This is a genomic window from Streptococcus oralis (genome assembly GCF_026782235.1).
Lineage (GTDB): Bacteria > Bacillota > Bacilli > Lactobacillales > Streptococcaceae > Streptococcus > Streptococcus oralis_CC.
Genome location: NZ_JAKUWE010000004.1, coordinates 140,170 through 165,341, shown reverse-complemented (window position 1 = coordinate 165,341; position 25,172 = coordinate 140,170). Strand labels below are relative to the sequence as shown.

Here is a 25,172-nt window from a genome sequence, read left to right as displayed (position 1 = left end):
GTCGGGAATGAAGACAATTCAAATTGCTATTGATGGTCCAGCTTCCAGTGGTAAGAGTACGGTTGCAAAGATTGTCGCTAAAGATTTTGGTTATACTTATCTCGATACGGGCGCTATGTACCGTGCTGCGACTTATATAGCGCTTAAACACCAGTTGGATGCAGGAAAAGTAGAGCAACTTTTGGAATTGCTTGATCAACATCCCATTAGTTTTGGACGTTCAGAAACAGGTGATCAACTTGTTTTTGTAGGGGATGTGGATATCACTCATCCTATCCGTGAAAATGAAGTGACCAACAAGGTTTCAAGCATTGCTGCTATTCCTGAAGTGCGTGAGAAACTGGTTTCGCTCCAGCAAGAGATTGCTCAGCAAGGTGGTATCGTCATGGATGGGCGTGATATCGGGACAGTTGTTTTACCACGAGCTGAACTTAAGATTTTCCTAGTAGCTTCTGTTGAAGAAAGAGCAGAGCGTCGTTACAAGGAAAATATTGCTAAAGGGATTGAAACTGACTTGGAAACTTTGAAAGAGGAAATTGCGGCACGTGACTACAAAGATAGTCATCGTGAAACCTCGCCTCTCAAACAGGCTGAGGATGCAGTTTACCTCGACACAACTGGACTAAGTATCCAAGAAGTGGTCGAAAAAATTGAATCAGAAGCAAAAAAATATATGTCCTAGGGACGAGAGGAGCAGGCTAGATGATGCCTGCTCCTTTTCTCTCTTTTGCGCGCGTTTCAAAACAGTCTTTTTGGGAGAATTTTGATAAAATAGTAATATCAATAAAAAGGACGGAAGCATGACAAAGAAAATCATAGCCATTTGGGCCCAGGATGAAAAAGGTGTGATTGGGAAGGAAAATCGTCTCCCTTGGCATTTGCCGGCAGAGTTGCAACATTTTAAGGAAACAACTTTAAATCATGCTATACTGATGGGGCGAGTGACCTTTGATGGCATGGGACGTCGTCTGCTTCCAAAACGGCAAACCCTGATTTTAACGCGCAATAGCGAAGAGGTCATAGATGGGGCGCTCGTATTTCAAGATGTGGAGTCTGTTTTAGCGTGGTATCAGAGTCAGGAAAAAAATCTCTATATCATTGGCGGGAAGCAGATTTTTCAGGCTTTTGAGCCTTATTTAGATGAAATCATCGTGACACAGATTCATGCTCAGGTGGAGGGAGATACCTATTTCCCTGAGGAGTTTGACTTGTCTCGTTTTGAGACAGTCGCAAGCAAATCTTACACCCGAGATGAGAAAAACGACTATGATTTTACCATCGAATACCGAGATAGAAAGGAAGTCTAATGGAGCGCAGTATATTTGGATTTTTCACAGCTTTTTTGTGTGTAATCTGTATCTTGACTGGAGCACAGGCTTTTCGTAAGAAGCGCTATGGACTGTCTGCCTTACTCTGGCTGAATGCTTTTACCAATCTGGTAAACAGTATTCATGCTTTTTACATGAACTTATTTTAGATAGAATGATAAATTAGAATGGAAGGAAATCATGCCTACAAATAGGAAAAATGATATGATGGTTTATTGCTCATTTTGTGGCAAGAGCCAAGAAGAAGTAAAGAAAATAATCGCTGGGAACAATGCCTTTATCTGTAATGAATGTGTGGAATTGGCCCAGGAAATCATTCGGGAGGAGTTGGCCGAGGAAGTTTTGGCAGACTTGTCTGAAGTGCCAAAACCAATCGAGCTCCTCAATATCTTGAACCACTATGTGATTGGTCAGGATCGTGCCAAACGTGCCTTGGCAGTGGCTGTATACAATCACTATAAACGCATTAATTTCCACGATACGCGTGAAGAGTCAGAAGATGTGGATTTGCAGAAGTCAAACATCTTGATGATTGGCCCAACTGGTTCTGGGAAAACCTTCTTGGCCCAAACCTTGGCTAAAAGCTTGAACGTGCCTTTTGCTATCGCAGATGCGACAGCTCTGACTGAGGCTGGTTATGTAGGTGAGGACGTGGAAAACATCCTCCTCAAACTCTTGCAGGCTGCTGACTTTAACATCGAACGTGCAGAGCGTGGAATTATCTACGTGGATGAAATTGACAAGATTGCCAAGAAGAGTGAGAACGTGTCTATCACACGTGACGTTTCGGGTGAAGGGGTGCAACAAGCCCTTCTTAAAATCATTGAAGGAACTGTAGCCAGTGTACCACCTCAAGGTGGACGCAAACATCCACAACAAGAGATGATTCAGGTAGATACCAGGAATATCCTCTTCATAGTGGGTGGTGCCTTTGATGGCATCGAAGAAATCGTTAAACAACGTCTGGGTGAAAAAGTTATTGGCTTTGGACAAAACAACAAAGCGATTGACGAAAACAGCTCTTACATGCAAGAAATCATCGCTGAAGATATTCAAAAATTTGGGATTATTCCAGAGTTGATTGGACGCTTGCCTGTTTTTGCAGCTCTTGAGCAATTGACGGTCAATGACTTGGTTCGCATCTTGAAAGAACCAAGAAATGCCTTGGTGAAACAATATCAAACCTTGCTTTCTTATGATGATGTTGAGTTGAAATTTGACGACGAAGCCCTTCAAGAAATTGCCAATAAGGCTATCGAACGCAAGACAGGGGCGCGTGGTCTTCGTTCTATCATCGAAGAAACCATGCTAGATGTTATGTTTGAAGTACCGAGTCAGGAAAATGTGAAATTGGTCCGCATCACAAAAGAAGCTGTCGATGGAACGGATAAACCAATCCTAGAAACAGCCTAGAGGTGACTATGGAACTTAATACACATAATGCTGAAATCTTGCTCAGTGCGGCTAATAAATCCCACTATCCGCAGGATGACCTACCAGAGATTGCCCTTGCAGGGCGTTCAAATGTTGGCAAGTCTAGCTTTATCAACACCATGCTCAACCGAAAGAATCTGGCCCGTACATCAGGGAAACCTGGCAAAACCCAGCTACTCAACTTCTTTAACATTGATGACAAGATGCGTTTTGTGGATGTACCAGGTTATGGCTATGCCCGCGTTTCCAAAAAGGAACGTGAAAAGTGGGGGCGCATGATTGAGGAGTACCTCACAACTCGGGAAAATCTCCGTGCAGTGGTCAGTCTGGTGGACCTCCGCCATGATCCATCAGCAGATGATGTGCAGATGTACGAATTTCTCAAGTATTATGAGATTCCGGTTATCATCGTTGCGACCAAGGCGGACAAGATTCCTCGTGGTAAATGGAACAAGCATGAATCAGCAATCAAAAAGAAATTAAACTTTGACCCAAGTGATGACTTCATTCTCTTTTCATCTGTCAGCAAGGCAGGGATGGATCAGGCTTGGGATGCAATATTAGAAAAATTGTGAGGGAAAGAAATGGCAAAAACAATTCATACAGACAAAGCTCCAAAAGCAATCGGACCATATGTTCAAGGAAAAATCGTTGGCAATCTTTTGTTTGCGAGCGGTCAAGTTCCTCTTTCACCTGAAACTGGAGAAATTGTAGGAGAAACGATCCAAGAACAGACCGAACAAGTTTTGAAAAACATTGCTGCTATTTTGGCTGAAGCAGGAACAGACTTTGACCATGTTGTCAAAACAACTTGCTTCTTGAGCGATATGAATGACTTTATTCCTTTTAACGAGGTTTACCAGACTGCCTTTAAAGAGGAATTTCCAGCTCGTTCAGCTGTAGAGGTTTCACGTCTTCCTCGTGATGTAAAAGTCGAAATTGAAGTGATCGCAGAGATTGGATAAGCTAGTTGAAGTTTGGCTCTGCCAAACTTTTTTTGATATAAGGAGAGATAGATGACAAAGAAACAACTTCACCTGGTGATTGTGACAGGGATGAGTGGCGCAGGGAAAACGGTAGCCATTCAGTCCTTCGAAGATTTGGGATATTTTACGATTGACAATATGCCACCAGCCCTCTTACCAAAGTTCTTGCAGTTGGTTGAAACTAAAGATGATGACCACAAACTGGCCTTGGTTGTGGACATGCGGAGCCGTTCCTTCTTTTCAGAGATTCAGGCAGTTTTGGATGAATTGGAAAACCAAGACGATTTGGACTTCAAAATCCTCTTTTTAGACGCAGCAGATAAGGAATTGGTGGCACGCTATAAGGAAACGAGAAGAAGTCACCCTCTAGCAGCAGATGGTCGAATTTTAGATGGTATCAAGCTGGAACGTGAACTCTTGGCACCTTTGAAAAATATGAGTCAAAATGTAGTGGATACGACAGAACTCACTCCTCGTGAACTGCGTAAAACCATTGCAGAGCAATTTTCAGACCAAGAACAAGCCCAGTCTTTCCGTATCGAAGTCATGTCTTTTGGATTCAAGTATGGTATCCCGATCGATGCAGACTTGGTCTTTGATGTCCGTTTTTTGCCAAATCCATACTACCTTCCGGAACTCCGCAATCAGACAGGTGAGGATCAAGCAGTTTATGACTATGTGATGAATCATGAAGAGTCTGAAAATTTCTATCAGCACTTACTCGCCTTGATTGAGCCCATTTTGCCAAGTTACAAAAAAGAAGGCAAGTCTGTTTTAACCATTGCAGTAGGATGTACAGGTGGACAACACCGTAGTGTTGCCTTTGCAAAACGAATAGCTGAGGACCTTGCTAAAAACTGGCCTGTCAATGAAAGCCATCGTGATAAAGACAGAAGAAAGGAAACGGTAAACCGTTCATGAGAAAACCAAAGATAACGGTAATTGGTGGAGGAACAGGTATCCCCGTCATTTTGAAAAGCTTGCGAGAAAAGGATGTTGATATCGCAGCCATCGTAACGGTAGCTGATGATGGTGGCTCTTCTGGTGAACTAAGAAAGAATATCCAACAGCTGACACCACCAGGAGATCTTCGCAATGTCCTGGTAGCCATGTCGGATATGCCTAAGTTTTATGAGAAGGTTTTTCAGTACCGTTTCTCAGAAGAGGCTGGAGCTTTTGCGGGTCATCCTCTAGGAAATATCATTATAGCAGGGCTTTCTGAAATGCAAGGGTCCACTTATAATGCCATGCAGCTGCTAAGTCTCTTTTTCCACACAACAGGAAAAATCTACCCCTCAAGCGATCAGCCTTTGACACTGCATGCAGTCTTTAAAGACGGTTCTGAGGTGGCAGGTGAGAGCCACATTGCAGATCATCCAGGCATGATCGACCATGTCTATGTGACCAATACTCTGGATGATGAAACACCCCAAGCCAGCCGTCGAGTGGTCAATACCATTCTCGAGAGTGATATGATCGTCTTGGGGCCTGGTTCCCTCTTTACATCGATTTTGCCAAATATTGTCATTGAGGAGATTGGGCAGGCTCTCTTGGAGACTAAAGCGGAGATCGCCTATGTCTGCAACATCATGACCCAGCGTGGGGAAACAGAGCACTTTTCAGACAGTGACCACGTGGAAGTCCTCCATCGACACTTAGGTCGGCCTTTTATTGATACGGTCTTGGTTAATATCGAAAAGGTTCCTAGAGAATACATGGATACCAACCGTTTTGATGAATATTTGGTTCAGGTAGAGCATGACTTTGCTGGTCTTTGTAAGCAGGTTCCTCGTGTGATTTCATCCAACTTCCTTCGTTTGGAAAATGGAGGAGCCTTCCATGATGGCGATTTGATTGTAGATGAATTGATGCGCATTATACAGGTGCGAAAATGAGTTTTACAATTGCAGTAAAAGAAGAAATTCTTGGTCAACACCATCTCAGTCGTCATGAATTGTCTGCCATCATCAAGATGTCTGGCAGTATCGGTCTCTCTACTTCAGGCTTGACCTTGTCCGTCGTGACCGAAAATGCCAAGTTAGCTCGTCATCTTTATGAGTCCTTTCTCCATTTTTATGACATCAAGTCAGAGATTCGTCACCATCAGAGAAGCAATCTTCGTAAGAATCGTGTCTACACGGTCTATACCGATGAGAGGGTGCAGGAGCTTTTAGCTGATTTGCGGCTTGCGGATTCCTTCTTTGGTTTGGAGACAGGTATTGATCCTGATATTTTAGCAGATGAAGAAGCTGGACGTGCTTACTTATGTGGGGCCTTTTTGGCAAATGGTAGCATCCGAGATCCGGAGTCTGGTAAGTATCAGTTGGAGATTAGTTCCGTTTATCTGGACCATGCCCAAGGACTAGCCTCTCTCCTCCAGCAGTTTTTACTGGACGCCAAGGTCATTGAGCGCAGGAAAGGTGCAGTTACTTATCTCCAACGTGCAGAAGACATCATGGATTTCTTGATCGTGATTGGGGCCATGCAGGCGCGTGATAATTTTGAGCGTATCAAGATTTTGCGTGAAACTCGTAACGATCTCAATCGAGCCAATAACGTCGAAACAGCCAATATCGCTCGGACAGTTTCTGCCAGTATGAAGACTATCAATAATATCAGTAAAATCAAAGATCGAATGGGCTTGGAAAATTTACCAGTGGATTTGCAGGAGGTGGCTCGCTTACGGATCCAGCATCCAGACTACTCTATCCAGCAGTTGGCAGATAGCCTGACAAATCCCATGACCAAAAGCGGTGTCAACCACAGACTCAGAAAAATAAACAAGATTGCTGATGAGTTATGAAGAGAGAACATAAGTTAAGCGGATTTCTAACTTCTATATGTGCTTACGAGTACAAGTTTGATAAAAAGAAGGGTGTGCTCATACTTTGAATTCTAGGGATATGAAAATAGTTGTAAAAACTCTTAACTCTTGGTACAATAGAGATAAGAAATAGGATAGTAGTTTACGAGTGAAAACATGGTATAGCACCGTTGGAAAGTGATGGGTTTAGCGAGGGTACACTAAATTTAGTAGTATCTAGCTATTGAAGCATGTGCTATTATCAAGACGACGGTTGAAATCCGTCCGCCTATAATCTTTAGTCCCAATTCAATGTTGGGGCTTTTGTTTTAATTCAGTCTCTTTTTCTACAATCAAAGTAGCCTTTATAATATTTCTAGGGGATTTGCACGTTGCAAATAATATAAATCCATTATAAAACCACGGATTGTTCAATCCGTGGTTCTTTTCTTATAAACTGGTCGAGTGTTTTGGTTGCACTTTTTGTTCTGGGTCAATGTAGTTAATGGCATTGTTGACAGCAGTTGGAGCTTCACCCAGTCCTGTAGCGATTAAATCGATCTTACCTTCATAGTAGCAGCAGTCCCCGATGGCATAGATACCTGCTTGGCTGGATTCTTGCTTGCTGTTGACGATAATCTTGTGACGGTTGAGGTCCAGACCCCAATTTTTGAGATTGCCGACAGATGATTTGAAACCATAGTTGACAAATAGGTGGTCTACTCCGATAGTTTCGGTTTCATCTGATTTGACCTTGCTAATTTCTAGTTTATTGAGTGTTTTTCCATCTCCGAGAAGTTGGCTAGGGACGAACGGTGTCTTGATGGTTACAGATGATTCTTGCAGGGCTTGCACACTGTGTTCCAAGGCGCGGAAGTTATCTCGACGGTGAACAAGGGTAGTTGGGGCAATTTTTTCAAAAGCTAGAGCCCAGTCCACAGCTGAGTCTCCCCCACCAAGGATGGTTACTTTCTTCCCAGCGTATTGTTGGATATTGGAAACATGGTAGTGGATATTTTCATAGTTTTCAACGCCATCTAATTCGAGCGGACGTGGTTTGAAGGCACCACCACCCATGGCAATGATAACTGTTTTAGTCAGGTGGCTACCTTTAGAGGTTGTAATGGCAAAGCCTTCTTCTTGTTTTTCAATCTCAAGAACGGTTTCGTTGAGATGAATAGGAGTATCAAAGCCGTTTAGCTGTTCAATCAAGCGATTGGTCAACTCTTCTCCGGTTAAGTTTGGAAAACCTGGAACATCAAGGATTTGCTTTTCAGGGTAGAGGATGGCTGGTTGACCACCGAGCTGGGGAAGAGAGTCGATGATTTGGACTTTGGCTTGGCGTAGGTGGGCGTAAAAGGCAGCAAAGAGCCCGACAGGACCGCCACCTACAATGGTAATATCATAGAGTTGAGACATGATTTCTCCTTTGTTTTTTCTAGTCAGTTTATTTTATCATATTTTTGATTAATTTAAAATGAGGTAGGATGGGGAAAAAATGGGCAAAAAATGGTATAATGATGAGTAAAGTGTTTTGACAGGGAGGAGGCCAAGGATGAATTTTCAACAATTATCCAATTTACAATACTGGACGAGTTTGTTTTCAAGTCCTTGGAGTATAGTCACCAATCTGATTGATATTCTCATTGTGACTTATATTTTATATCATTTTACTAAAGCTATTGCAGGCACCAAGATTATGATATTGGTGCGGGGAGTCTTAGTTTTTATTCTAGCCCAGATTCTTTCCAATATGATTGGTTTAACGACTATTTCCTGGTTGATCAATCAGATCATCACCTACGGGGTGATTGCAGCGGTGGTTATCTTTTCACCAGAGATTCGAACAGGTTTGGAGCGATTGGGCCGGGCTACTGATTTCTTCTCCAATGCCCCCATTAGTGCGGAAGAGCAGATGGTTCGTGCATTTGTGAAATCAGTTGAATACATGAGTCCTCGTAAGATTGGGGCGCTTGTAGTGGTTCAGAGAGTGAGAACCTTGCAGGAATATATCTCGACAGGGATCCCTTTAGATGCCAAAATTTCGGCTGAATTGCTTATCAATATTTTCATTCCCAATACTCCCTTGCATGATGGTGCTGTCATTATCAAGGAAGACCGAATTGCTGTAACTTCAGCCTATCTACCCTTGACTGAAGATACCGGGATTTCCAAGGAGTTTGGAACGCGTCACAGGGCGGCGATTGGTTTGTCGGAAGTGTCAGATGCTCTTACCTTTGTGGTTTCGGAAGAAACGGGTGGAATCTCCATCACCTATAATGGAGTCTTTAAGCACGATTTAACCTTGGAAGAGTTTGAATCGGAGTTAAGAAGAATCTTACTTCCAAAATCAGAGAAAAAGCAAGGTCTGAAAGAGCGCTTGCTAGGAGGATTGAAACATGAGAAAAAATAGTCTATACATCATTTCTTCCTTCTTTTTCGCCTGCATTCTCTTTATCTATGCAACTTTGACAAACTATCAGAATAGCAACAGTGCCAGACAGGTGCGGACGGAGACTTATACAAACACAGTTCTTAATGTCCCAATTGATATTCAGTATGACAGTGATCAGTATTTTATCAGTGGTTTTACATCTGAGGTGACGGTCTTTCTAACAGGGTCAAATAGAGTTGCTTTGGCGAGTGAGATGCAGGAAAGTACCCGCAAATTTAAGGTGACGGCTGATCTTTCTGATGCCAGTATAGGAACCATCGAAGTTCCTCTAACCATTGAAAATCTTCCGAGCGGTTTGACGGCTGTTGCGACACCGCAAAAGATAACAGTGAAGGTCGGTAAAAAAGCAAAACGGGACAATGTCATTGTTGTGCCGGAGATTGACCCTAGTCAGATTGATTCTCGTGTGAAAATCGATACAGTTACTGTGTCAGATGAAAAAGTAACGGTTATTAGTGATGAGGAAACCCTCTCCAAAGTAGATCGTGTCATTGCCATCTTACCGACGAGTGAACGGATAACTGGAAACTACTCGTCCTCTGTTCCTCTACAAGCAGTCGATAAAAATGGAAATGTCTTACCAAGCGTCATTATGCCATTTGACACAACTATGAAAATTACAACAAAAACAGCAACGTCTAGTTCAAGTAACTCGTCAACAAGTTCCTCAGAAGGCAGTTCGTCTTCAACGAGTTCAGAAACGAAGCCAGACTCGTCTAAACAGGACTAAATAAAATAGTAGAAAAGGATGATAAATAAAATGGGTAAATATTTTGGGACCGATGGAGTCCGTGGAGAAGCAAACGTAGAACTGACGCCAGAATTGGCCTTTAAACTGGGACGTTTTGGTGGGTATGTTCTTAGCCAACACGAAACAGAAGCCCCTAAAGTCTTTGTAGGACGTGATACACGTATCTCAGGAGAAATGTTAGAATCAGCCTTAGTGGCAGGTCTCCTCTCTGTAGGGATTCACGTCTACAAACTCGGTGTCCTTGCAACACCAGCAGTAGCTTACTTGGTCAAAACTGAGGGAGCCAGTGCAGGTGTCATGATTTCCGCTAGTCACAACCCAGCCCTTGATAATGGAATTAAATTCTTTGGTGGGGATGGCTTCAAACTTGATGATGAAAAAGAAGCTGAAATCGAAGCCTTGCTAGATGCTACAGAAGACACCCTTCCTCGTCCAAGTGCCGAAGGATTGGGAACCTTAGTGGACTATCCAGAAGGTTTACGTAAGTATGAAGGTTACCTTGTTTCAACTGGAACGCCTCTTGAAGGAATGAAAGTGGCCTTGGATACAGCCAACGGTGCAGCATCTACAAGTGCCCGTCAAATCTTTGCAGACCTTGGGGCTCAAATAACTGTTATTGGTGAGACACCAGATGGTCTTAATATCAACTTGAATGTGGGTTCTACACACCCTGAAGCTCTTCAAAAAGTGGTCAAAGAAAGTGGGTCAGCTATTGGTTTGGCCTTTGACGGAGACAGTGACCGCTTGATTGCTGTTGATGAAAATGGCGATATCGTTGATGGTGATAAGATCATGTATATCATCGGGAAATACCTTTCTGAAAAAGGCCAGTTAGCTCAAAATACTATCGTAACAACCGTTATGTCTAACCTTGGTTTCCATAAGGCCTTGGATCGCGAAGGCATTAACAAGGCAGTCACTGCGGTTGGTGACCGCTATGTCGTCGAAGAAATGAGAAAATCAGGCTATAACCTTGGTGGTGAACAGTCTGGTCACGTTATCTTGATGGATTACAACACGACAGGTGATGGACAGTTAACTGCCGTTCAACTAACAAAAGTTATACGGGAAACAGGTAAGAGTTTGTCACAATTGGCATCGGAAGTAACGATTTACCCACAAAAACTGGTCAATATCCGAGTGGAAAATACCATGAAAGAAAAAGCCATGGAAGTACCAGCCATCAAGACAATCATCGAAAAGATGGAAGAAGAAATGGCAGGGAACGGTCGTATCCTTGTCCGTCCAAGTGGTACCGAGCCCCTCTTGCGCGTCATGGCGGAAGCTCCTACAACAGAAGAAGTTAACTACTATGTAGATACGATTGCTGCTGTTGTTAAAGATGAAATCGGAATTGACTAAAACCTAGAAAACTAGATGAAATGATAAAAATGTGGTACAATTGCATAGTAAATTGTAGCAATAGGAGAGAAAAATGAATCTTAAACGAGAACAAGAATTTGTTAGCCAGTATCACTTTGATGCTCGTAACTTTGAATGGGAAAATGAAAATGGAGCCCCTGAAACCAAGGTAGATGTGAACTTTCAGTTACTCCAATATGACCAAGAAAACCAAGTGACTTCGCTTGTCGTTATTTTGAGTTTCATGATTGTCTTTGACAAATTTGTCATCAGCGGAACAATTTCTCAAGTTAACCATGTGGAAGGTCGTATTGTCAACGAACCAAGCGAATTTAACCAGGAAGAAGTCGAAACTTTGGCACGTCAATGCTTGAACATGCTCAATCGTTTGACGTATGAAGTAACAGAAATCGCCTTGGATCTTCCAGGAATCAATTTGGAGTTTTAGTCATGAAATTAGCTGTCATTACAGATTCTTCAGCCTATTTAGAGGAGAAGACGCTGCAAAGAGAGAATCTTTTTATCTTGGATATTCCTGTCAATATTGATGGGGAGGAGTATGTTGAAGGTGTCAATCTGACTGCTGAGGAATTTTATCAAAAAATGGCTCAGTCTGCAGAATTGCCTAAAACCAGTCAACCAAGTATTGCCAAATTGGATGAGATTCTTAGTTCCTTGAAAGATGAGGGGTATACCCATGTCTTGGGACTCTTTCTTTCGTCAGGAATTTCAGGCTTTTATCAGAACATCCAATACATGTTGGATGAGCATGAAGGTTTGACCATTGCTTTTCCTGACACTCATATTACAAGTGCTCCTCTAGGATTTATGGTAGAGAGTGCCTTTGAATGGGCAGAACAAGGCGATGATTTTGCCCAGATTCAGGAGAAGTTGGGGATTCAAATTGCTGATAATTCAGCCTTTATCATAGTAGATGACCTAGACCACTTGGTTAAGGGAGGACGTCTGTCGAATGGGGCAGCCATCTTAGGGAATCTCCTCAGTATCAAGCCTATCCTTTACTTTAATGACCAAGGTGTGATTGAGGTTTACGAAAAAGTTCGTACAGAAAAGAAGGCAACCAAACGTTTGGTGGAAATCATCAAAGAGTTGACAAAAGATGGAGACTACCGTATTACAGTCATTCATGGGAATGCTTCTCAAAAGGCAGTGGATTTGCGCCAGCTTTTGATGGAGAGTGGTGTGACTGCTGAAATTCCAATTGAAACCTTTGGTAGTGTCATTGGGACCCACCTTGGAGAAGGTAGTATCGCTTTAAGTTATACGCCAATCGTCTAGATTGTTGTTATGGGCAGCTAACGTCCTTTGTATCTTAGTCAGGAGTAGAGATGAGTATTCGAGTAATTATTGCCGGTTTTAAGGGAAAGATGGGCCAAGCTGCTTGTCAGATGGTCTTGGCTGATCCAGACTTGGATTTGGTCGCAGTTTTGGATCCTTTTGAGTTTGAGTCAGAATGGCAGAGAATTCCTGTCTTCAATGATAAGGCTGATTTAGCCGGGTTTGAAGCGGATGTCTGGGTAGACTTTACTACACCAGCGGTTGCCTACGAAAATACACGCTTTGCTCTTGAAAATGGCTTTGCTCCAGTAGTTGGAACAACAGGATTCACTAGTGACGAAATTGCAGAACTAAAAGCATTTTCCCGTGAACAAGATTTGGGTGGCTTGATTGCTCCTAACTTTGCTTTGGGAGCTGTCTTGCTTATGCAATTTGCGGCGCAGGCTGCCAAATATTTCCCAAATGTGGAGATTATCGAGCTCCATCATGACAAGAAAAAAGATGCTCCGAGCGGAACAGCCATTAAAACGGCTGAGTTGATGGCGGAAGTGCGTGAGTCTATCCAGCAAGGTGCGCCTGACGAGGAAGAATTGATTGTGGGTGCTCGCGGTGCTGACTTTGGTGGCATGCGCATCCATTCGGTCCGTTTACCAGGCTTGGTAGCCCATCAGGAAGTCATCTTTGGCAATCAGGGAGAAGGATTGACCCTCCGTCATGACTCCTATGATCGCAGCTCCTTCATGACAGGGGTGAATTTGGGAATCAAAGAAGTTGTCAAGCGTCATGAGCTTGTCTATGGATTAGAACACTTATTATGAGATTAACGCAAATGCCTTCTGAATTTCAGAAGGCTTTACCAGTATTAGAAAAAATTAAAGAAGCAGGCTTTGAAGCCTATTTTGTTGGGGGATCTGTTCGAGATGCCCTCCTCAATCGTCCTATCCATGATGTGGATATCGCGACTTCTTCCTATCCAGAGGAGACCAAGCAGATTTTTCCGCGAACAGCCGATATTGGAATTGAGCACGGAACTGTCTTAGTTTTAGATGGGGATGAGGAGTATGAGGTAACGACCTTTCGAACTGAAGATGTCTATGTGGACTATCGTAGACCCAGTGCGGTTTCCTTTGTGCGTTCGCTAGAAGAAGACCTCAAACGTCGTGATTTCACAGTTAATGCCTTTGCCTTGGATGAGACAGGCGAAATCATTGACTTGTTCCATGGTTTAGAAGATTTGAAAAACCAAGTCCTGCGAGCAGTTGGAGTGGCTAGTGAACGTTTCAACGAAGATGCTTTGCGTATTATGCGTGGTTTTCGTTTTCAGGCCAGTCTTGGTTTTAAACTTGAGTCAGAAACTTTTGTGGCGATGAAGACTTTGACGCCACTCTTGGAAAAAATTTCTGTAGAGCGTACATTTGTTGAGTTTGATAAACTCTTGCTGGCTCCTTTTTGGCGAGTTGGTCTGTCTTCCATGATTGAGAGTCGAGCTTATGACTATCTTCCAGACATGGCAGGAAGCCAGGACAAGCTCAACAGACTGTTTGTTTTGGAGACTGATTTCACTTTTGAATCATCTGAACAAGCCTGGGCGGCCCTCTTGTGGGCTTTGGAGATTAAAGATGCACAGCCATTTTTGAAAGCTTGGAAAACCTCACGCCAGTTTGCCAAGCAAGTACAGGATTTGCTGACTATTTTGGCTTTGCGAGAAGAAGGAGAGCTGAGCAAGCGCGATTGTTACCGCTTTGACTTGGATTCCCTTCTACAAGCTGAAAGTCTTCGTCAGGCTCAAGGGAAAGAAGTCAACCCACAAGCCATCACAGAAACTTACCAGAGTTTGACCATTCATGATAAGAAAGAAATCCAGATTAACGGAGGAGTTCTGATTAAGGAATATGGTTACCAGCCAGGACCAGACTTGGGAGAGATTTTAACAGAGATTGAGTTTGCCATTGTCGATGGAGAGTTGGAAAATGATCGTCAAGCAATCCATGCTTACCTGAGGGAGAAAAAATGAGTGATTTTATCGTTGAAAAACTAAGCAAATCCGTTGGTGATAAGACCGTTTTTAAAGATATTTCCTTTATTATCCATGATTTGGATAGAATTGGTCTGATTGGTGTTAATGGAACGGGTAAGACAACCCTTTTGGACGTCTTTTCTGGCACTTCTGGCTTTGATGGGGACGTCAGCCCCTTTTCAGCTAAGAATGATTATCAGATTGGTTACTTGACCCAGAATCCAGACTTTGATGATAGCAAGACGGTCTTGGATACGGTTCTTTCCAGCGACCTCAAGGAAATTCAGCTCATTCGTGAGTATGAGTTAATCATGCTCAATTACAGTGAGGACAAGCAGGCTCGTTTGGAACGGGTCATGGCAGAGATGGATTCTCTCCAAGCCTGGGAAATTGAAAGCCAGGTCAAGACGGTCCTCAGCAAGCTGGGTATTCAGGACTTGTCGACTCCAGTTGGGGAATTGTCAGGTGGCCTGAGAAGAAGGGTCCAGTTGGCGCAAGTTCTTCTTGGCAACCACGACCTCTTGCTTCTGGACGAGCCAACCAACCACCTGGACATTGCGACCATTGAGTGGCTGACCCTCTTTTTAAAAAATTCCAAGAAGACCGTCCTTTTTATCACTCACGATCGTTATTTCCTAGATGCACTATCAACGCGGATTTTCGAGTTGGACCGAGCAGGCTTGACCGAGTATCAGGGAAATTATCAGAACTATGTTCGCCTCAAGGCGGAACAGGATGAGCGTGATGCTGCCCTTCTCCACAAGAAAGAACAACTCTACAAACAAGAGTTGGCCTGGATGCGCAGACAACCGCAGGCGCGTGCGACCAAGCAACAAGCTCGTATCAATCGTTTCCACGACTTGAAAAAAGAAGTTTCAGGTGGCGTTGCTGAAACAGACTTAACCATGAACTTTGAAACCAGTCGGATTGGAAAAAAAGTCATCGAGTTTCAGAATGTTTCCTTCGCCTATGAGAACAAGCCCATTTTGCAAGATTTTAATCTATTGGTGCAAGCCAAAGACCGTATCGGAATCGTTGGGGACAACGGTGTCGGGAAGTCAACTCTGCTTAATCTCATCGCAGGAAGTCTTGAGCCGACTAAAGGTCAAGTTATCATCGGTGAGACGGTTCGCATTGCCTATTTCTCTCAACAAATCGAAGGTTTAGATGAAAGCAAGCGCGTTATCAATTACCTGCAGGAAGTGGCAGAGGAGGTCAAGACCAGTGGTGGTTCTACGACTTCCATCGCTGAGTTGCTGGAGCAGTTCCTCTTCCCACGTTCAACCCATGGAACCTTGATTGAGAAATTATCTGGGGGAGAGAAAAAACGCCTTTATCTTCTCAAATTGCTCTTGGAAAAACCAAATGTTCTTCTCTTGGACGAGCCGACAAATGACCTAGACATTGCAACTTTGACAGTTTTGGAGAATTTCTTGCAGGGCTTTGCGGGTCCTGTCTTGACAGTTAGCCACGACCGTTATTTCCTAGATAAGGTAGCGACCAAGATTCTCGCTTTTGAGGATGGCAAGATTCGTCCTTTCTTTGGTCATTACACCGACTACCTTGATGAAAAAGCTTTTGAAACTGATATGGCCAATCAAGTGCAAAAGGCAGAAAAGGAGAAAGTGGTCAAGGTTCGTGAAGACAAGAAACGCATGACCTACCAAGAAAAGCAGGAGTGGGCAAGCATTGAAGGCGATATTGAAGCCTTGGAAAATCGTATCGCTGCTATTGAAGAAGAAATGCAGGCAAACGGATCTGACTTTGGTAAACTAGCTACTCTTCAAAAAGAACTAGATGAGAAAAACGAAGCACTCCTTGAAAAATACGAACGTTATGAATACCTAAGTGACTTTGATAGTTAGGTGAATAGAAAAATCCTGTCATTACGACAGGATTTTTCTATTCTTCTTTTTTGGTTTCTTGATGAAAGATATTTTGCCAAGTCTCATGGCGACGCCAGATACTGGTGTGGATGATTCCGTCCATCTCATAGCAAATAAGTTTGGTTTTCTGACTGATGGAGGTAATCTGAATATCCTTAATTGCAGCTTTAAGTTCTTTTTCAGACTTATAAGCCTCTTTATCCATCTGCTCCCCATCTTGACGGATATAGATAAAGTCCTCAGCAAGGAGTTCTTCTAGCTGATTTCCCTGATCAATCAATTGCTCACGCATGAGCAATTTTTTGTAGACATTGTCTAAAATTTCGTCCTCAGGTATGGGAGCTGGCTCGATATGGACATCGGTATCAAAGACTCCAAAACGCTCTTCTAGCATAGACTCGACCTGGTCTGCAATTTCGTGACTATCATAGACTGATAAATCGGGATTCATTTCTAAGGTAATATCAAGGTAGATGTTGCTACCGTAGGTACGCCCTCTTTGGGACTTGACCTTACTAATCTTTGGAATCTCCATGATAGCCTTTTGGTAGTCTTCTAGTAGCCGGTCATCAAAACCATCTGAAAGACTGAAGGAAGACTCGATAAAGATATCATAGGCTGTTTTTAAGATAAAGAAAGTGATGATGATAGCAACCAGTTTATCCACGATTGGATAATTGAAACTGCTGGCTAGGATGGCAATGGAAGTCCCCAGCGAGGTGACAGCATCGGAAAGATTGTCCTTGGCGGCAGCCTTGAGGGCCTTTGATTTTGATTTCTTACTGAGACGAGTATTATAGAGATAAACGGCGAACATGACTGCCGCAGAGACGACTCCGAGAGTTGCACCCAGAGGATCGATAATCGTTTGTTCCCGACTGAGGATTTTCTGAATGGTGTCCCGAAGCACATCAAAGCCAACGTAAAACATGATGATGGAAGTGATCAAACTAGCTAAATCTTCAATCTTCCAGTGTCCAAAGCGGTGGTCACGGTCTGCAGGCTGGCGAGCCATTCGAATGCCAATCAGAAGAGCAACATTTCCGATAATATCGGATACGTTGTTGAAACCATCCGCTACCAAACTGGATGAATGAAGTAGATGTCCAGTTGCTAACTTAGCTGCTGATAAGAGTAAGTAGGTCGAGATACTGACAATGGCACCACGCTCAGCTAATTTGAGATTTGAGATTGATTGTTTCATCAAACTTCCTTTTCAGTATAAATAATATTCTTTCATTATACTGGTTTTTGCAGGAAAATTCAAATTTAGTCCTCCCTCATCGAATTTTAATGATTGAAAACTTTTCAAAATTTGGTATAATAGTACTACTCAAGGGAGTAGCTGGCAGAAACCTGTGATAGTGTCGTCATTCCGAATGTTATACTACAAAGTATTCTTTCCGGCCCTATCTTAAACAGCGAGACTTGTTATGATTAACAAGTCTCTTTTTGTTTGTCATAAAACCAAAAGAGAGCTTGTTTTGCACACAAAGTCAAGGAGGAGACACATGTCAAAAGAACAAAAACGCCAAGCGTTTTATACTCAAAGTCCTGAAGAGGTCCTGAAGTCGGTTGAAGCAACTGAGCAAGGCCTTTCGTCAAGCGAAGCGCAGAAACGCCTAGCTGAATATGGGCGCAATGAACTGGAAGAGGGTGAGAAAAAATCTCTCTTGGTTAAATTCATCGAACAGTTTAAGGATTTGATGATTATTATTTTGATGGCTGCAGCCATCTTGTCTGTCATCACTTCTGGTGGGGAAGATATTGCAGATGCCATCATTATCCTAGCCGTTGTTATCATCAACGCAGCCTTTGGTGTTTACCAAGAAGGAAAAGCGGAAGAAGCCATCGAAGCCCTCAAATCTATGTCCAGTCCAGCTGCTCGCGTTATCCGTGATGGGCACATGGCTGAGATTGACTCAAAAGAATTGGTACCAGGTGATATCGTTGCTCTTGAAGCAGGTGATGTTGTACCAGCAGACCTACGTTTGCTAGAAGCCAACTCTCTTAAAATAGAAGAATCGGCTCTAACAGGTGAATCTGTTCCAGTCGAAAAAGACTTGACAGTTGAACTTGCTGCAGATGCTGGTATTGGTGATCGTGTCAATATGGCTTTCCAAAACTCAAACGTGACTTATGGTCGTGGTCTTGGTGTTGTTGTCAATACAGGTATGTATACGGAAGTTGGTCATATCGCTGGCATGCTCCAAGATGCTGATGAGACGGACACGCCACTTAAACAAAACTTGAACAACCTTTCTAAGGTCTTGACCTATGCTATTTTGGTTATTGCCCTTGTTACTTTTGTAGTTGGAGTCTTCATTCAAGGAAAAAATCCACTCGGTGAGTTGATGACCTCTGTTGCACTTGCTGTCGCAGCCATCCCAGAAGGACTTCCTGCTATCGTGACCATCGTTCTTGCACTTGGTACTCAAGTTTTGGCAAAACGAAACTCTATCGTTCGTAAGTTGCCAGCAGTAGAAACACTTGGTTCAACTGAAATCATCGCTTCTGATAAGACTGGTACGCTGACTATGAACAAGATGACCGTCGAAAAAGTCTTCTATGATGCAGTTCTACATGATTCAGCTGATGACATTGAACTAGGTCTTGAAATGCCTCTTCTTCGTTCAGTTGTTTTGACTAATGATACTAAGATTGATGCAGAAGGAAACCTAATCGGGGATCCAACCGAAACAGCCTTCATCCAGTATGCCTTGGACAAGGGCTATGATGTTAAAGGATTTTTAGAGAAATATCCTCGTGTGGCTGAATTGCCATTTGACTCAGATCGTAAGCTCATGTCAACGGTTCACCCATTGCCAGATGGTAAATTCCTCGTAGCAGTCAAAGGCGCTCCAGATCAACTTTTGAAACGTTGTGTTGCTCGTGACAAGGCTGGAGATGTTGCTCCGATTGATGAGAAAGTCACTGAATTAATTCATACAAACAACTCTGATATGGCTCACCAAGCCTTGCGTGTCCTTGCAGGTGCTTATAAGATTATCGATACTATTCCAGAAAATCTTACTTCTGAAGAGCTTGAAAACAACTTGATCTTTACTGGTTTGATTGGGATGATTGACCCTGAACGTGCCGAAGCAGCAGAAGCCGTTCGTGTCGCTAAGGAAGCGGGAATCCGTCCAATCATGATCACTGGTGACCACCAAGATACAGCAGAAGCCATTGCCAAACGTTTGGGAATCATCGATGAAAATGACTCAGAAGACCATGTTTTGACTGGTGCTGAGCTTAACGAACTTTCAGATGAAGAATTTGAAAAAGTCGTTGGTCAATACTCTGTTTACGCGCGTGTATCTCCAGAACACAAGGTTCGTATCGTGAAAGCTTGGCAAAAACAAGGTAAGGTCGTTGCCATGACAGGTGATGGTGTTAATGATGCGCCAGCTTTGAAAACAGCCGATATAGGTATCGGTATGGGAATCACTGGTACAGAGGTTTCTAAGGGTGCATCTGACATGATCCTTGCAGATGATAACTTTGCGACCATCATCGTTGCAGTTGAAGAAGGACGTAAGGTCTTCTCAAACATTCAAAAGACTATTCAGTATCTTCTTTCTGCCAATACGGCTGAAGTATTAACCATCTTCCTGTCAACCTTGTTTGGTTGGGATGTCCTACAGCCAGTTCATCTCTTGTGGATTAACTTGGTAACGGATACCTTCCCAGCTATCGCTCTCGGTGTTGAGCCAGCTGAGCCAGGTGTTATGACCCACAAACCACGTGGACGCAAGTCAAGCTTCTTCTCAGGTGGGGTCATGAGTTCCATTATCTATCAAGGTCTCCTTCAAGGCGCCCTTGTTCTGGCCGTTTATGGTCTTGCCCTTCTTTACCCAGTTCATGTGGGTGACAATCAAGCTATCCACGCTGATGCTCTTACTATGGCCTTTGCAACACTTGGTTTGATCCAGCTCTTCCATGCCTACAATGTAAAGTCTGTTTACCAATCCATTTTGACAATCGGGCCATTCAAGTCTAAGACTTTCAACTGGTCCATCTTGGTTTCATTTATTTTATTAGCATCAACTATTGTTATCGATCCATTAGAAAGCATCTTCCACGTAACCAAACTAGACTTATCACAATGGGGAATCGTTATGGGCGGAAGCTTCTCAATGATACTCATTGTCGAAATCGTTAAGTTTGTTCAACGTAAACTTGGTTTTGATAAGAACGCGATTTAAAAAGAAAGTCATCTTCGGATGGCTTTTTTTGCATTTGAGGAGAATGGTTAGAAGTTATCCTCTTTTGTGCTATAATAAAGTGAAGTAGCAAGGAGCGTAAGAGAATGGAAAAGAAAATTGTCCGAGATGTCTTATTCCTGTCGCAGGTCTCGAAACCTGCAAGGCAGGAAGACCTTTATCTAGCTAGAGATTTACAGGATACCCTGCTGGCCAATCGCGAGACCTGTGTCGGTCTGGCGGCAAATATGATTGGCGTGCAGAAGCGCGTGATTATCTTTAATCTTGGCTTGGTTCCCATAGTCATGTTTAATCCCGTTCTCCTTTCCTATAAAGAACCTTACGAGACAGAGGAAGGTTGTTTGTCCTTGACTGGGGTGCGACCAACAACTCGTTATGAAACGATTACGGTTTCCTATCGTGATAGCAAGTGGCAGGAACAGACAATTACGTTAACAGGTTTTCCAGCTCAGATCTGCCAACATGAACTGGATCATTTGGAAGGACGGATTATTTAGGAGGAATTCAGATGAAACGCATACTATTTGAACTTGTTTTTATAGCAACGACTTGGTATATCTTTTTACCACCCTTCAATCTGACTAGTTGGGAATTCATCTTCTTTCTCTGTGGGCATTTGGTGGTGATGGGGATTTTGTTTAGTTTCCGCAAGGATACCAATCTCCTCAAAACTGTTCACCTACGCCATGGCAAGGCTACCAAAGATCTCAATCTAGAAGGATTCCTTTTTACCAAACTTAGTAGAGGATTGTTTCTGACTGCAGGTATCATTTTTGCCCTTGCTGGTCTGGTAAGCCTAGTAACCTCTAGCTTTTTCCAAGCAAAAAATTATGCTAATGTTGTGTCCATCACAGAAAAAGACTTTAAAGATTTTCCTAAGAGTGATACCAGTAAGGTTCCAATCCTAGATCGGAGCACTGCAGAAAAGATTGGTGACCGTTACCTGGGTTCTTTGACGGATAAGGTTTCCCAGTACGTAGCAGCAGATACTTATACTCAGCTGACGGTTGATGGTAAGCCCTATCGGGTGACACCTTTGGAGTATGCCGACCCGATCAAATGGTTTAATAATCAGTCCAAGGGAATTGGTGAGTATATCAAGGTTGATATGGTGACAGGAAATGCGGAATTGGTGGATTTAAAAACGCCGATGAAGTATTCAGACTCCGAGTATTTTAACCGCGATGTCAAACGTCATCTTCGAATCAAGTACCCAACCAAGATTTTTAAAACGCCATCCTTTGAGGTGGATGATGAAGGCAATCCCTTCTATGTAGCAACCGTTTATCAAAAGCAGTTTGGTCTAGGAGTACCTCGTCCTTCATCTGTTATTATCTTAGATGCTACCAATGGAGAAACCAAGGAATACAGCTTGGATGAAGTGCCAGAATGGGTGGACCGTGTCTATCCAGCAGAAGAAACCATCGAGCAAATCAACTACAACGGCAAGTATAAAGACGGCTTTTGGAATGCCTTGATTTCTAAGAAAAACGTCACCCAAACGACAGAGGGCTATAACTATCTTTCTATCGGAAATGACATTTATCTCTACACAGGGGTGACTTCAGCCAACGCTGACGAAAGTAATCTAGGATTTATCCTTGAAAACATGCGTACAGGTGAAATCACCAAGTACAATCTAGCATCAGCAACCGAAGAATCAGCCCGTGCTTCTGCAGAAGGAGCCGTTCAGGAGAAGGCCTACAAGGCTACCTTCCCTATTCTTGTCAATCTCAATGACAAACCGCTCTATATCATGGGCTTGAAGGACAATGCAGGCTTGGTCAAGGAGTATGCATTGGTCGATGCCGTGGAGTACCAAAACGTTATCGTAGCAACTACGGTAGATGAACTCCTCAGCAAATATGCCAATAAAAATGACCTCGAGTTGGATAATGAAACGGTAGAAAACATCAAGGGTATCGTCTCAGACCTTAAATCAGCTGTCATCAAGGGTGATACCGTCTACTTCTTTAAAGTTGATGGCAAGATTTATAAGATCAAGGCTTCCGTGTCAGACGACCTTCCTTACCTCGAAAATGGCCAATCCTTCGAAGGTCAAGTTGGAAAAGATAACTATCTCAAGACCTTTAAAGTCAAGTAAAAGAAACCTCGGTATGAACCGAGGTTTTTAAGATGAAATTCTTGGTCGTGATTGAAAAATATGCTACACTAACAATATGAAAATTTTAATCCCAACAGCAAAAGAAATGAACACAGACCATCCTTGTATCGAAGCGCTCCCTTTGAGGGAAGAAAGTCAGGCAGTCCTTGACTCACTTGCGCATTACTCAGCTAGTGAATTAGAGACTTTTTATAAGGTATCTGCCGAGAAAGCAGAAGAAGAGTACGCTCATATTCAAGCTCTAAAAGATCAGAGGGCTAAACATTATCCAGCCCTGAAACTCTTTGATGGTCTCATGTATCGCCACATCAAACGAGATGAGTTGACTAAGACTGAACAAGCCTATCTTGAAGATCATGTTTTAATTACATCAGCTTTGTATGGCGTAGTTCCAGCCCGATCTCCCATGGCTCCACACCGTTTGGACTTTTTGATGAAATTAAAAGTAGCTGGTAAAACCCTAAAGAGTCATTGGAAGTCAGCCTACGATGAGGCACTAGAGGATGAGGATTTGATATTCTCACTCCTATCATCAGAGTTTGAAACCGTATTTTCGAAGGAAATTAGAGAAAAGATGGTGACCTTCAAATTTATGGAGGACAAGGCAGGCCAGCTGAAAATCCACTCAACCATTTCAAAAAAAGCCCGTGGTGCCTTTTTAACCGCCTTGATAGAGGGGCAAGTCCATACAGTCGAACAAGCTCGCAAGCTCCGCTTTGCCGGCTTTGACTACCGACCTGATTTATCCAGTGACTTAGAACTCGTCTTTGTGAAACAAGCATAAAACCAGCTCATTCGAGCTGGTTTTTGCTGGATTAGTTGATGGCTGCAAGAAGGTCGTCAGCTTGTTTTGCAAGTGATGAAGCAGTTGCTTCTTCTAACACCAATTTTCCGTCTGCCCAAGCAGAGTCATTGACACGAGCAGCTGTAAAGTCACCAACGACTTGTGTACGGATAAATGGCAAGAGGTCTTTGTAAATAGCAAAGAGTTGATCGTGACCGGCATTGGCTACAGATGAGACAGTAACAAACTTGTCTTGGAGGGCAGAAGCTCCACGTGTATCAGACAAGTCAAGAGCACGCGAGAGCCAGTCAAGCAAGTTCTTCACTGTTCCAGGGATAGAGAAGTTGTAGACTGGAGAGAAAATCCAGATGGCATCCGCAGCAAGGACTGCTTCACGAGCAGCAGCTACAGCTGGATGAGTTGGAACTTCCAAATCTTGGCTGAAGAGAGGAACAGCTGAGTAATCAAGATAGCTAACTTCTGCTTTTCCAGCAAGTGCTTTTTCAGCTTCGAGGGCCATTTGGTGGTTGAAAGAACCTTGGCGTAGTGAACCGACGATAAATAATACTTTTTTAGACATGATGTGTCTCCTTTAGTTTAAAATTCAAAGAGCGAACTCTTTTGTTACCATCCATGTTACAACAAATGATACTAATTAGCAATAATTTTGCTCACAAATTTTTAAATTTTTTTAAAATGCGGATTAAGTCTTCCTTTTCGCCATCTTCCAAGATGCTGAGTGCTTCTAAGATAGAATCGATATGGTCAGGAAGAACCTCTTCAATTTTTCTGCGTCCTGCAGGTGTTAATTTCAGGAAAAAGGATCGACGATCCTTGGGGTCGCAAGTTCTAGAAATCCATCCATCTCGAACCATATTTCGAATGACAACAGTCATGTTTCCAGAAGTGGCCAACATTTTTTCAATCAAATCCTGAATGCGTAGTTCTCCCTTGCTATAGAGGGTTTCCAAAACTGAAAATTGGGTGGGTGTTAGCCCGTGTTCTTTAGCAGCCTTGGCTTCATATGGTTTAAAAGTTCGTATGGCTTTATTGAGGACGATAGCCGTTTTTAAGTCTAATTGATTATCGGAAATTTTCTCTTTCAAATATTGTTTCATAAGGTTATTTTATCAATAATGAGAGAGAAAAACAAGAACTTATATTTTATAGGAAAAGATTCTTAGAATGTTTCTATCTTCACTTGTAATAAAAGAGGAGAGATGGTAAAATAGACGAGTGAAACTAAGACAGAAAAAAGCAAAAAACAAGCTACTTTTACAGTATGGAATCGGCATTGCTCTGGTAGTACTAGTCATGACCACTTCCTTCCTTTATCTGATATCACTCAGCATGAAACCCTATCAAGATGCTAGAGTTGAGGGAGAAAAACTAGCCAAGCAGTATGCAGAATTGGAAAAGGCAGATCAGGTTGATTTCTATAATGGACTAGAAGGTTATTACAGCGTTCTGGGACATAATAAAAAGCAAGAGGCCATTGCCGTACTGATTGAAAAGAATGACCACAAGATTTATGTTTATCAGCTTGATAAGGGGATTTCTCAAGACAAGGCAGCGACGATTTCGAGGGAAAAAGGAGCTAGCGACATTGACAAGATTACTTTTGGTCGCTATCAGGACAAGCCGATTTGGGAAGTTAAGTCAGGAAACCAGTACTATCTGGTCGACTTTGAAACAGGAGCAGTGATCCAATAAGGA

The 25,172-nt window shown here is 42.8% G+C and carries 25 protein-coding genes; 21 read left to right on the top strand and 4 right to left on the bottom strand.

The window, feature by feature from the left end:
• Nucleotides 1–7: 7 nt before the first annotated feature.
• The 8 genes from cmk to whiA all read left to right on the top strand — a co-directional run bounded on the left by cmk (nt 8) and on the right by whiA (nt 6,551).
• A complete protein-coding gene (cmk, locus tag MK396_RS07090; RefSeq protein ID WP_061598151.1) occupies nt 8–682 on the top strand; it encodes a (d)CMP kinase in 675 nt (224 codons plus the stop codon).
• Between the two features lie 118 nt (nt 683–800).
• On the top strand, nt 801–1,307 hold the full coding sequence (locus tag MK396_RS07085) for a dihydrofolate reductase (protein WP_000162312.1): 507 nt from the start codon (nt 801–803) through the stop codon (nt 1,305–1,307).
• A 201-nt stretch (nt 1,308–1,508) separates the two neighbouring features.
• Entirely contained in the window at nt 1,509–2,741 is a 1,233-nt protein-coding gene (gene clpX / locus MK396_RS07080) for an ATP-dependent Clp protease ATP-binding subunit ClpX (RefSeq protein WP_268724128.1), read from the top strand.
• Between the two features lie 8 nt (nt 2,742–2,749).
• The gene (gene yihA, locus MK396_RS07075; protein WP_000422595.1) at nt 2,750–3,337 is read left to right on the top strand and encodes a ribosome biogenesis GTP-binding protein YihA/YsxC; all 588 of its coding nucleotides are present in this window, start codon (nt 2,750–2,752) and stop codon (nt 3,335–3,337) included.
• Between the two features lie 9 nt (nt 3,338–3,346).
• Nucleotides 3,347–3,727: a RidA family protein gene (locus MK396_RS07070; RefSeq protein WP_268724127.1), complete on the top strand. Its 381-nt coding sequence runs from the start codon at nt 3,347–3,349 to the stop codon at nt 3,725–3,727.
• 51 nt (nt 3,728–3,778) lie between these two features.
• Nucleotides 3,779–4,669 (top strand): RNase adapter RapZ, encoded by an 891-nt coding sequence (gene rapZ, locus MK396_RS07065; RefSeq protein WP_084948925.1) that lies wholly within the window; start codon nt 3,779–3,781, stop codon nt 4,667–4,669.
• On the top strand, nt 4,666–5,643 hold the full coding sequence (locus MK396_RS07060) for a YvcK family protein (RefSeq protein ID WP_001231059.1): 978 nt from the start codon (nt 4,666–4,668) through the stop codon (nt 5,641–5,643). Before rapZ ends, MK396_RS07060 begins: the two co-directional genes overlap by 4 nt.
• A complete protein-coding gene (gene whiA / locus MK396_RS07055) occupies nt 5,640–6,551 on the top strand; it encodes a DNA-binding protein WhiA (RefSeq protein WP_268724126.1) in 912 nt (303 codons plus the stop codon). Before MK396_RS07060 ends, whiA begins: the two co-directional genes overlap by 4 nt.
• Before the next feature lie 450 nt (nt 6,552–7,001).
• On the opposite strand, the gene MK396_RS07050 is transcribed toward whiA, so the two are convergent.
• Nucleotides 7,002–7,970: an NAD(P)/FAD-dependent oxidoreductase gene (locus tag MK396_RS07050; protein ID WP_125840771.1), complete on the bottom strand. Its 969-nt coding sequence runs from the start codon at nt 7,968–7,970 to the stop codon at nt 7,002–7,004.
• A gap of 136 nt (nt 7,971–8,106) precedes the next feature.
• Between MK396_RS07050 and cdaA the strand changes: the two genes are divergently transcribed.
• The 8 genes from cdaA (at nt 8,107) to MK396_RS07010 (ending at nt 16,300) form a co-directional block, all read left to right on the top strand.
• Nucleotides 8,107–8,964 carry a diadenylate cyclase CdaA gene (cdaA, locus tag MK396_RS07045; RefSeq protein ID WP_001011078.1) on the top strand — a complete coding sequence of 286 codons (858 nt, stop codon included), beginning with the start codon at nt 8,107–8,109 and terminating at the stop codon, nt 8,962–8,964.
• The gene (locus tag MK396_RS07040; protein ID WP_247917612.1) at nt 8,951–9,736 is read left to right on the top strand and encodes a YbbR-like domain-containing protein; all 786 of its coding nucleotides are present in this window, start codon (nt 8,951–8,953) and stop codon (nt 9,734–9,736) included. Before cdaA ends, MK396_RS07040 begins: the two co-directional genes overlap by 14 nt.
• A gap of 30 nt (nt 9,737–9,766) precedes the next feature.
• Nucleotides 9,767–11,119 carry a phosphoglucosamine mutase gene (gene glmM / locus MK396_RS07035; protein WP_268724235.1) on the top strand — a complete coding sequence of 451 codons (1,353 nt, stop codon included), beginning with the start codon at nt 9,767–9,769 and terminating at the stop codon, nt 11,117–11,119.
• A gap of 73 nt (nt 11,120–11,192) precedes the next feature.
• Complete coding sequence (locus tag MK396_RS07030; RefSeq protein ID WP_268724125.1) at nt 11,193–11,567, top strand: DUF1149 family protein; 375 nt, start codon at nt 11,193–11,195, stop codon at nt 11,565–11,567.
• Nucleotides 11,568–11,569: 2 nt separating this feature from the next.
• Nucleotides 11,570–12,418, top strand: coding sequence for a DegV family protein (locus MK396_RS07025; protein ID WP_125840769.1), 849 nt, complete (start codon nt 11,570–11,572; stop codon nt 12,416–12,418).
• A gap of 50 nt (nt 12,419–12,468) precedes the next feature.
• The gene (gene dapB / locus MK396_RS07020) at nt 12,469–13,236 is read left to right on the top strand and encodes a 4-hydroxy-tetrahydrodipicolinate reductase (protein ID WP_125840768.1); all 768 of its coding nucleotides are present in this window, start codon (nt 12,469–12,471) and stop codon (nt 13,234–13,236) included.
• Nucleotides 13,233–14,432: a CCA tRNA nucleotidyltransferase gene (locus tag MK396_RS07015; RefSeq protein WP_125840767.1), complete on the top strand. Its 1,200-nt coding sequence runs from the start codon at nt 13,233–13,235 to the stop codon at nt 14,430–14,432. Before dapB ends, MK396_RS07015 begins: the two co-directional genes overlap by 4 nt.
• Complete coding sequence (locus MK396_RS07010) at nt 14,429–16,300, top strand: ABC-F family ATP-binding cassette domain-containing protein (RefSeq protein ID WP_268724124.1); 1,872 nt, start codon at nt 14,429–14,431, stop codon at nt 16,298–16,300. Before MK396_RS07015 ends, MK396_RS07010 begins: the two co-directional genes overlap by 4 nt.
• A gap of 37 nt (nt 16,301–16,337) precedes the next feature.
• On the opposite strand, the gene mntE is transcribed toward MK396_RS07010, so the two are convergent.
• Nucleotides 16,338–17,525, bottom strand: a complete 1,188-nt coding sequence (mntE, locus tag MK396_RS07005) for a CDF family manganese efflux transporter MntE (RefSeq protein WP_268724123.1) — start codon at nt 17,523–17,525, stop codon at nt 16,338–16,340.
• A 307-nt stretch (nt 17,526–17,832) separates the two neighbouring features.
• Between mntE and MK396_RS07000 the strand changes: the two genes are divergently transcribed.
• From MK396_RS07000 to yaaA, 4 genes are all read left to right on the top strand, one after another.
• A complete protein-coding gene (locus tag MK396_RS07000) occupies nt 17,833–20,529 on the top strand; it encodes a cation-translocating P-type ATPase (RefSeq protein ID WP_268724122.1) in 2,697 nt (898 codons plus the stop codon).
• A 104-nt stretch (nt 20,530–20,633) separates the two neighbouring features.
• Nucleotides 20,634–21,044 (top strand): peptide deformylase, encoded by a 411-nt coding sequence (locus tag MK396_RS06995; protein WP_268724121.1) that lies wholly within the window; start codon nt 20,634–20,636, stop codon nt 21,042–21,044.
• Between the two features lie 11 nt (nt 21,045–21,055).
• Nucleotides 21,056–22,651, top strand: coding sequence for a hypothetical protein (locus MK396_RS06990; RefSeq protein ID WP_268724120.1), 1,596 nt, complete (start codon nt 21,056–21,058; stop codon nt 22,649–22,651).
• Nucleotides 22,652–22,727: 76 nt separating this feature from the next.
• The gene (yaaA, locus tag MK396_RS06985) at nt 22,728–23,456 is read left to right on the top strand and encodes a peroxide stress protein YaaA (RefSeq protein WP_268724119.1); all 729 of its coding nucleotides are present in this window, start codon (nt 22,728–22,730) and stop codon (nt 23,454–23,456) included.
• 31 nt (nt 23,457–23,487) lie between these two features.
• Here the strand turns inward: yaaA and MK396_RS06980 are convergent, their stop codons facing one another.
• Nucleotides 23,488–24,036: an NADPH-dependent FMN reductase gene (locus MK396_RS06980; protein ID WP_000039632.1), complete on the bottom strand. Its 549-nt coding sequence runs from the start codon at nt 24,034–24,036 to the stop codon at nt 23,488–23,490.
• A 91-nt stretch (nt 24,037–24,127) separates the two neighbouring features.
• Entirely contained in the window at nt 24,128–24,574 is a 447-nt protein-coding gene (locus MK396_RS06975; RefSeq protein ID WP_081390680.1) for a MarR family winged helix-turn-helix transcriptional regulator, read from the bottom strand.
• A gap of 118 nt (nt 24,575–24,692) precedes the next feature.
• Between MK396_RS06975 and MK396_RS06970 the strand changes: the two genes are divergently transcribed.
• Nucleotides 24,693–25,169: a DUF5590 domain-containing protein gene (locus MK396_RS06970; protein ID WP_070800033.1), complete on the top strand. Its 477-nt coding sequence runs from the start codon at nt 24,693–24,695 to the stop codon at nt 25,167–25,169.
• Nucleotides 25,170–25,172 lie beyond the last annotated feature (3 nt).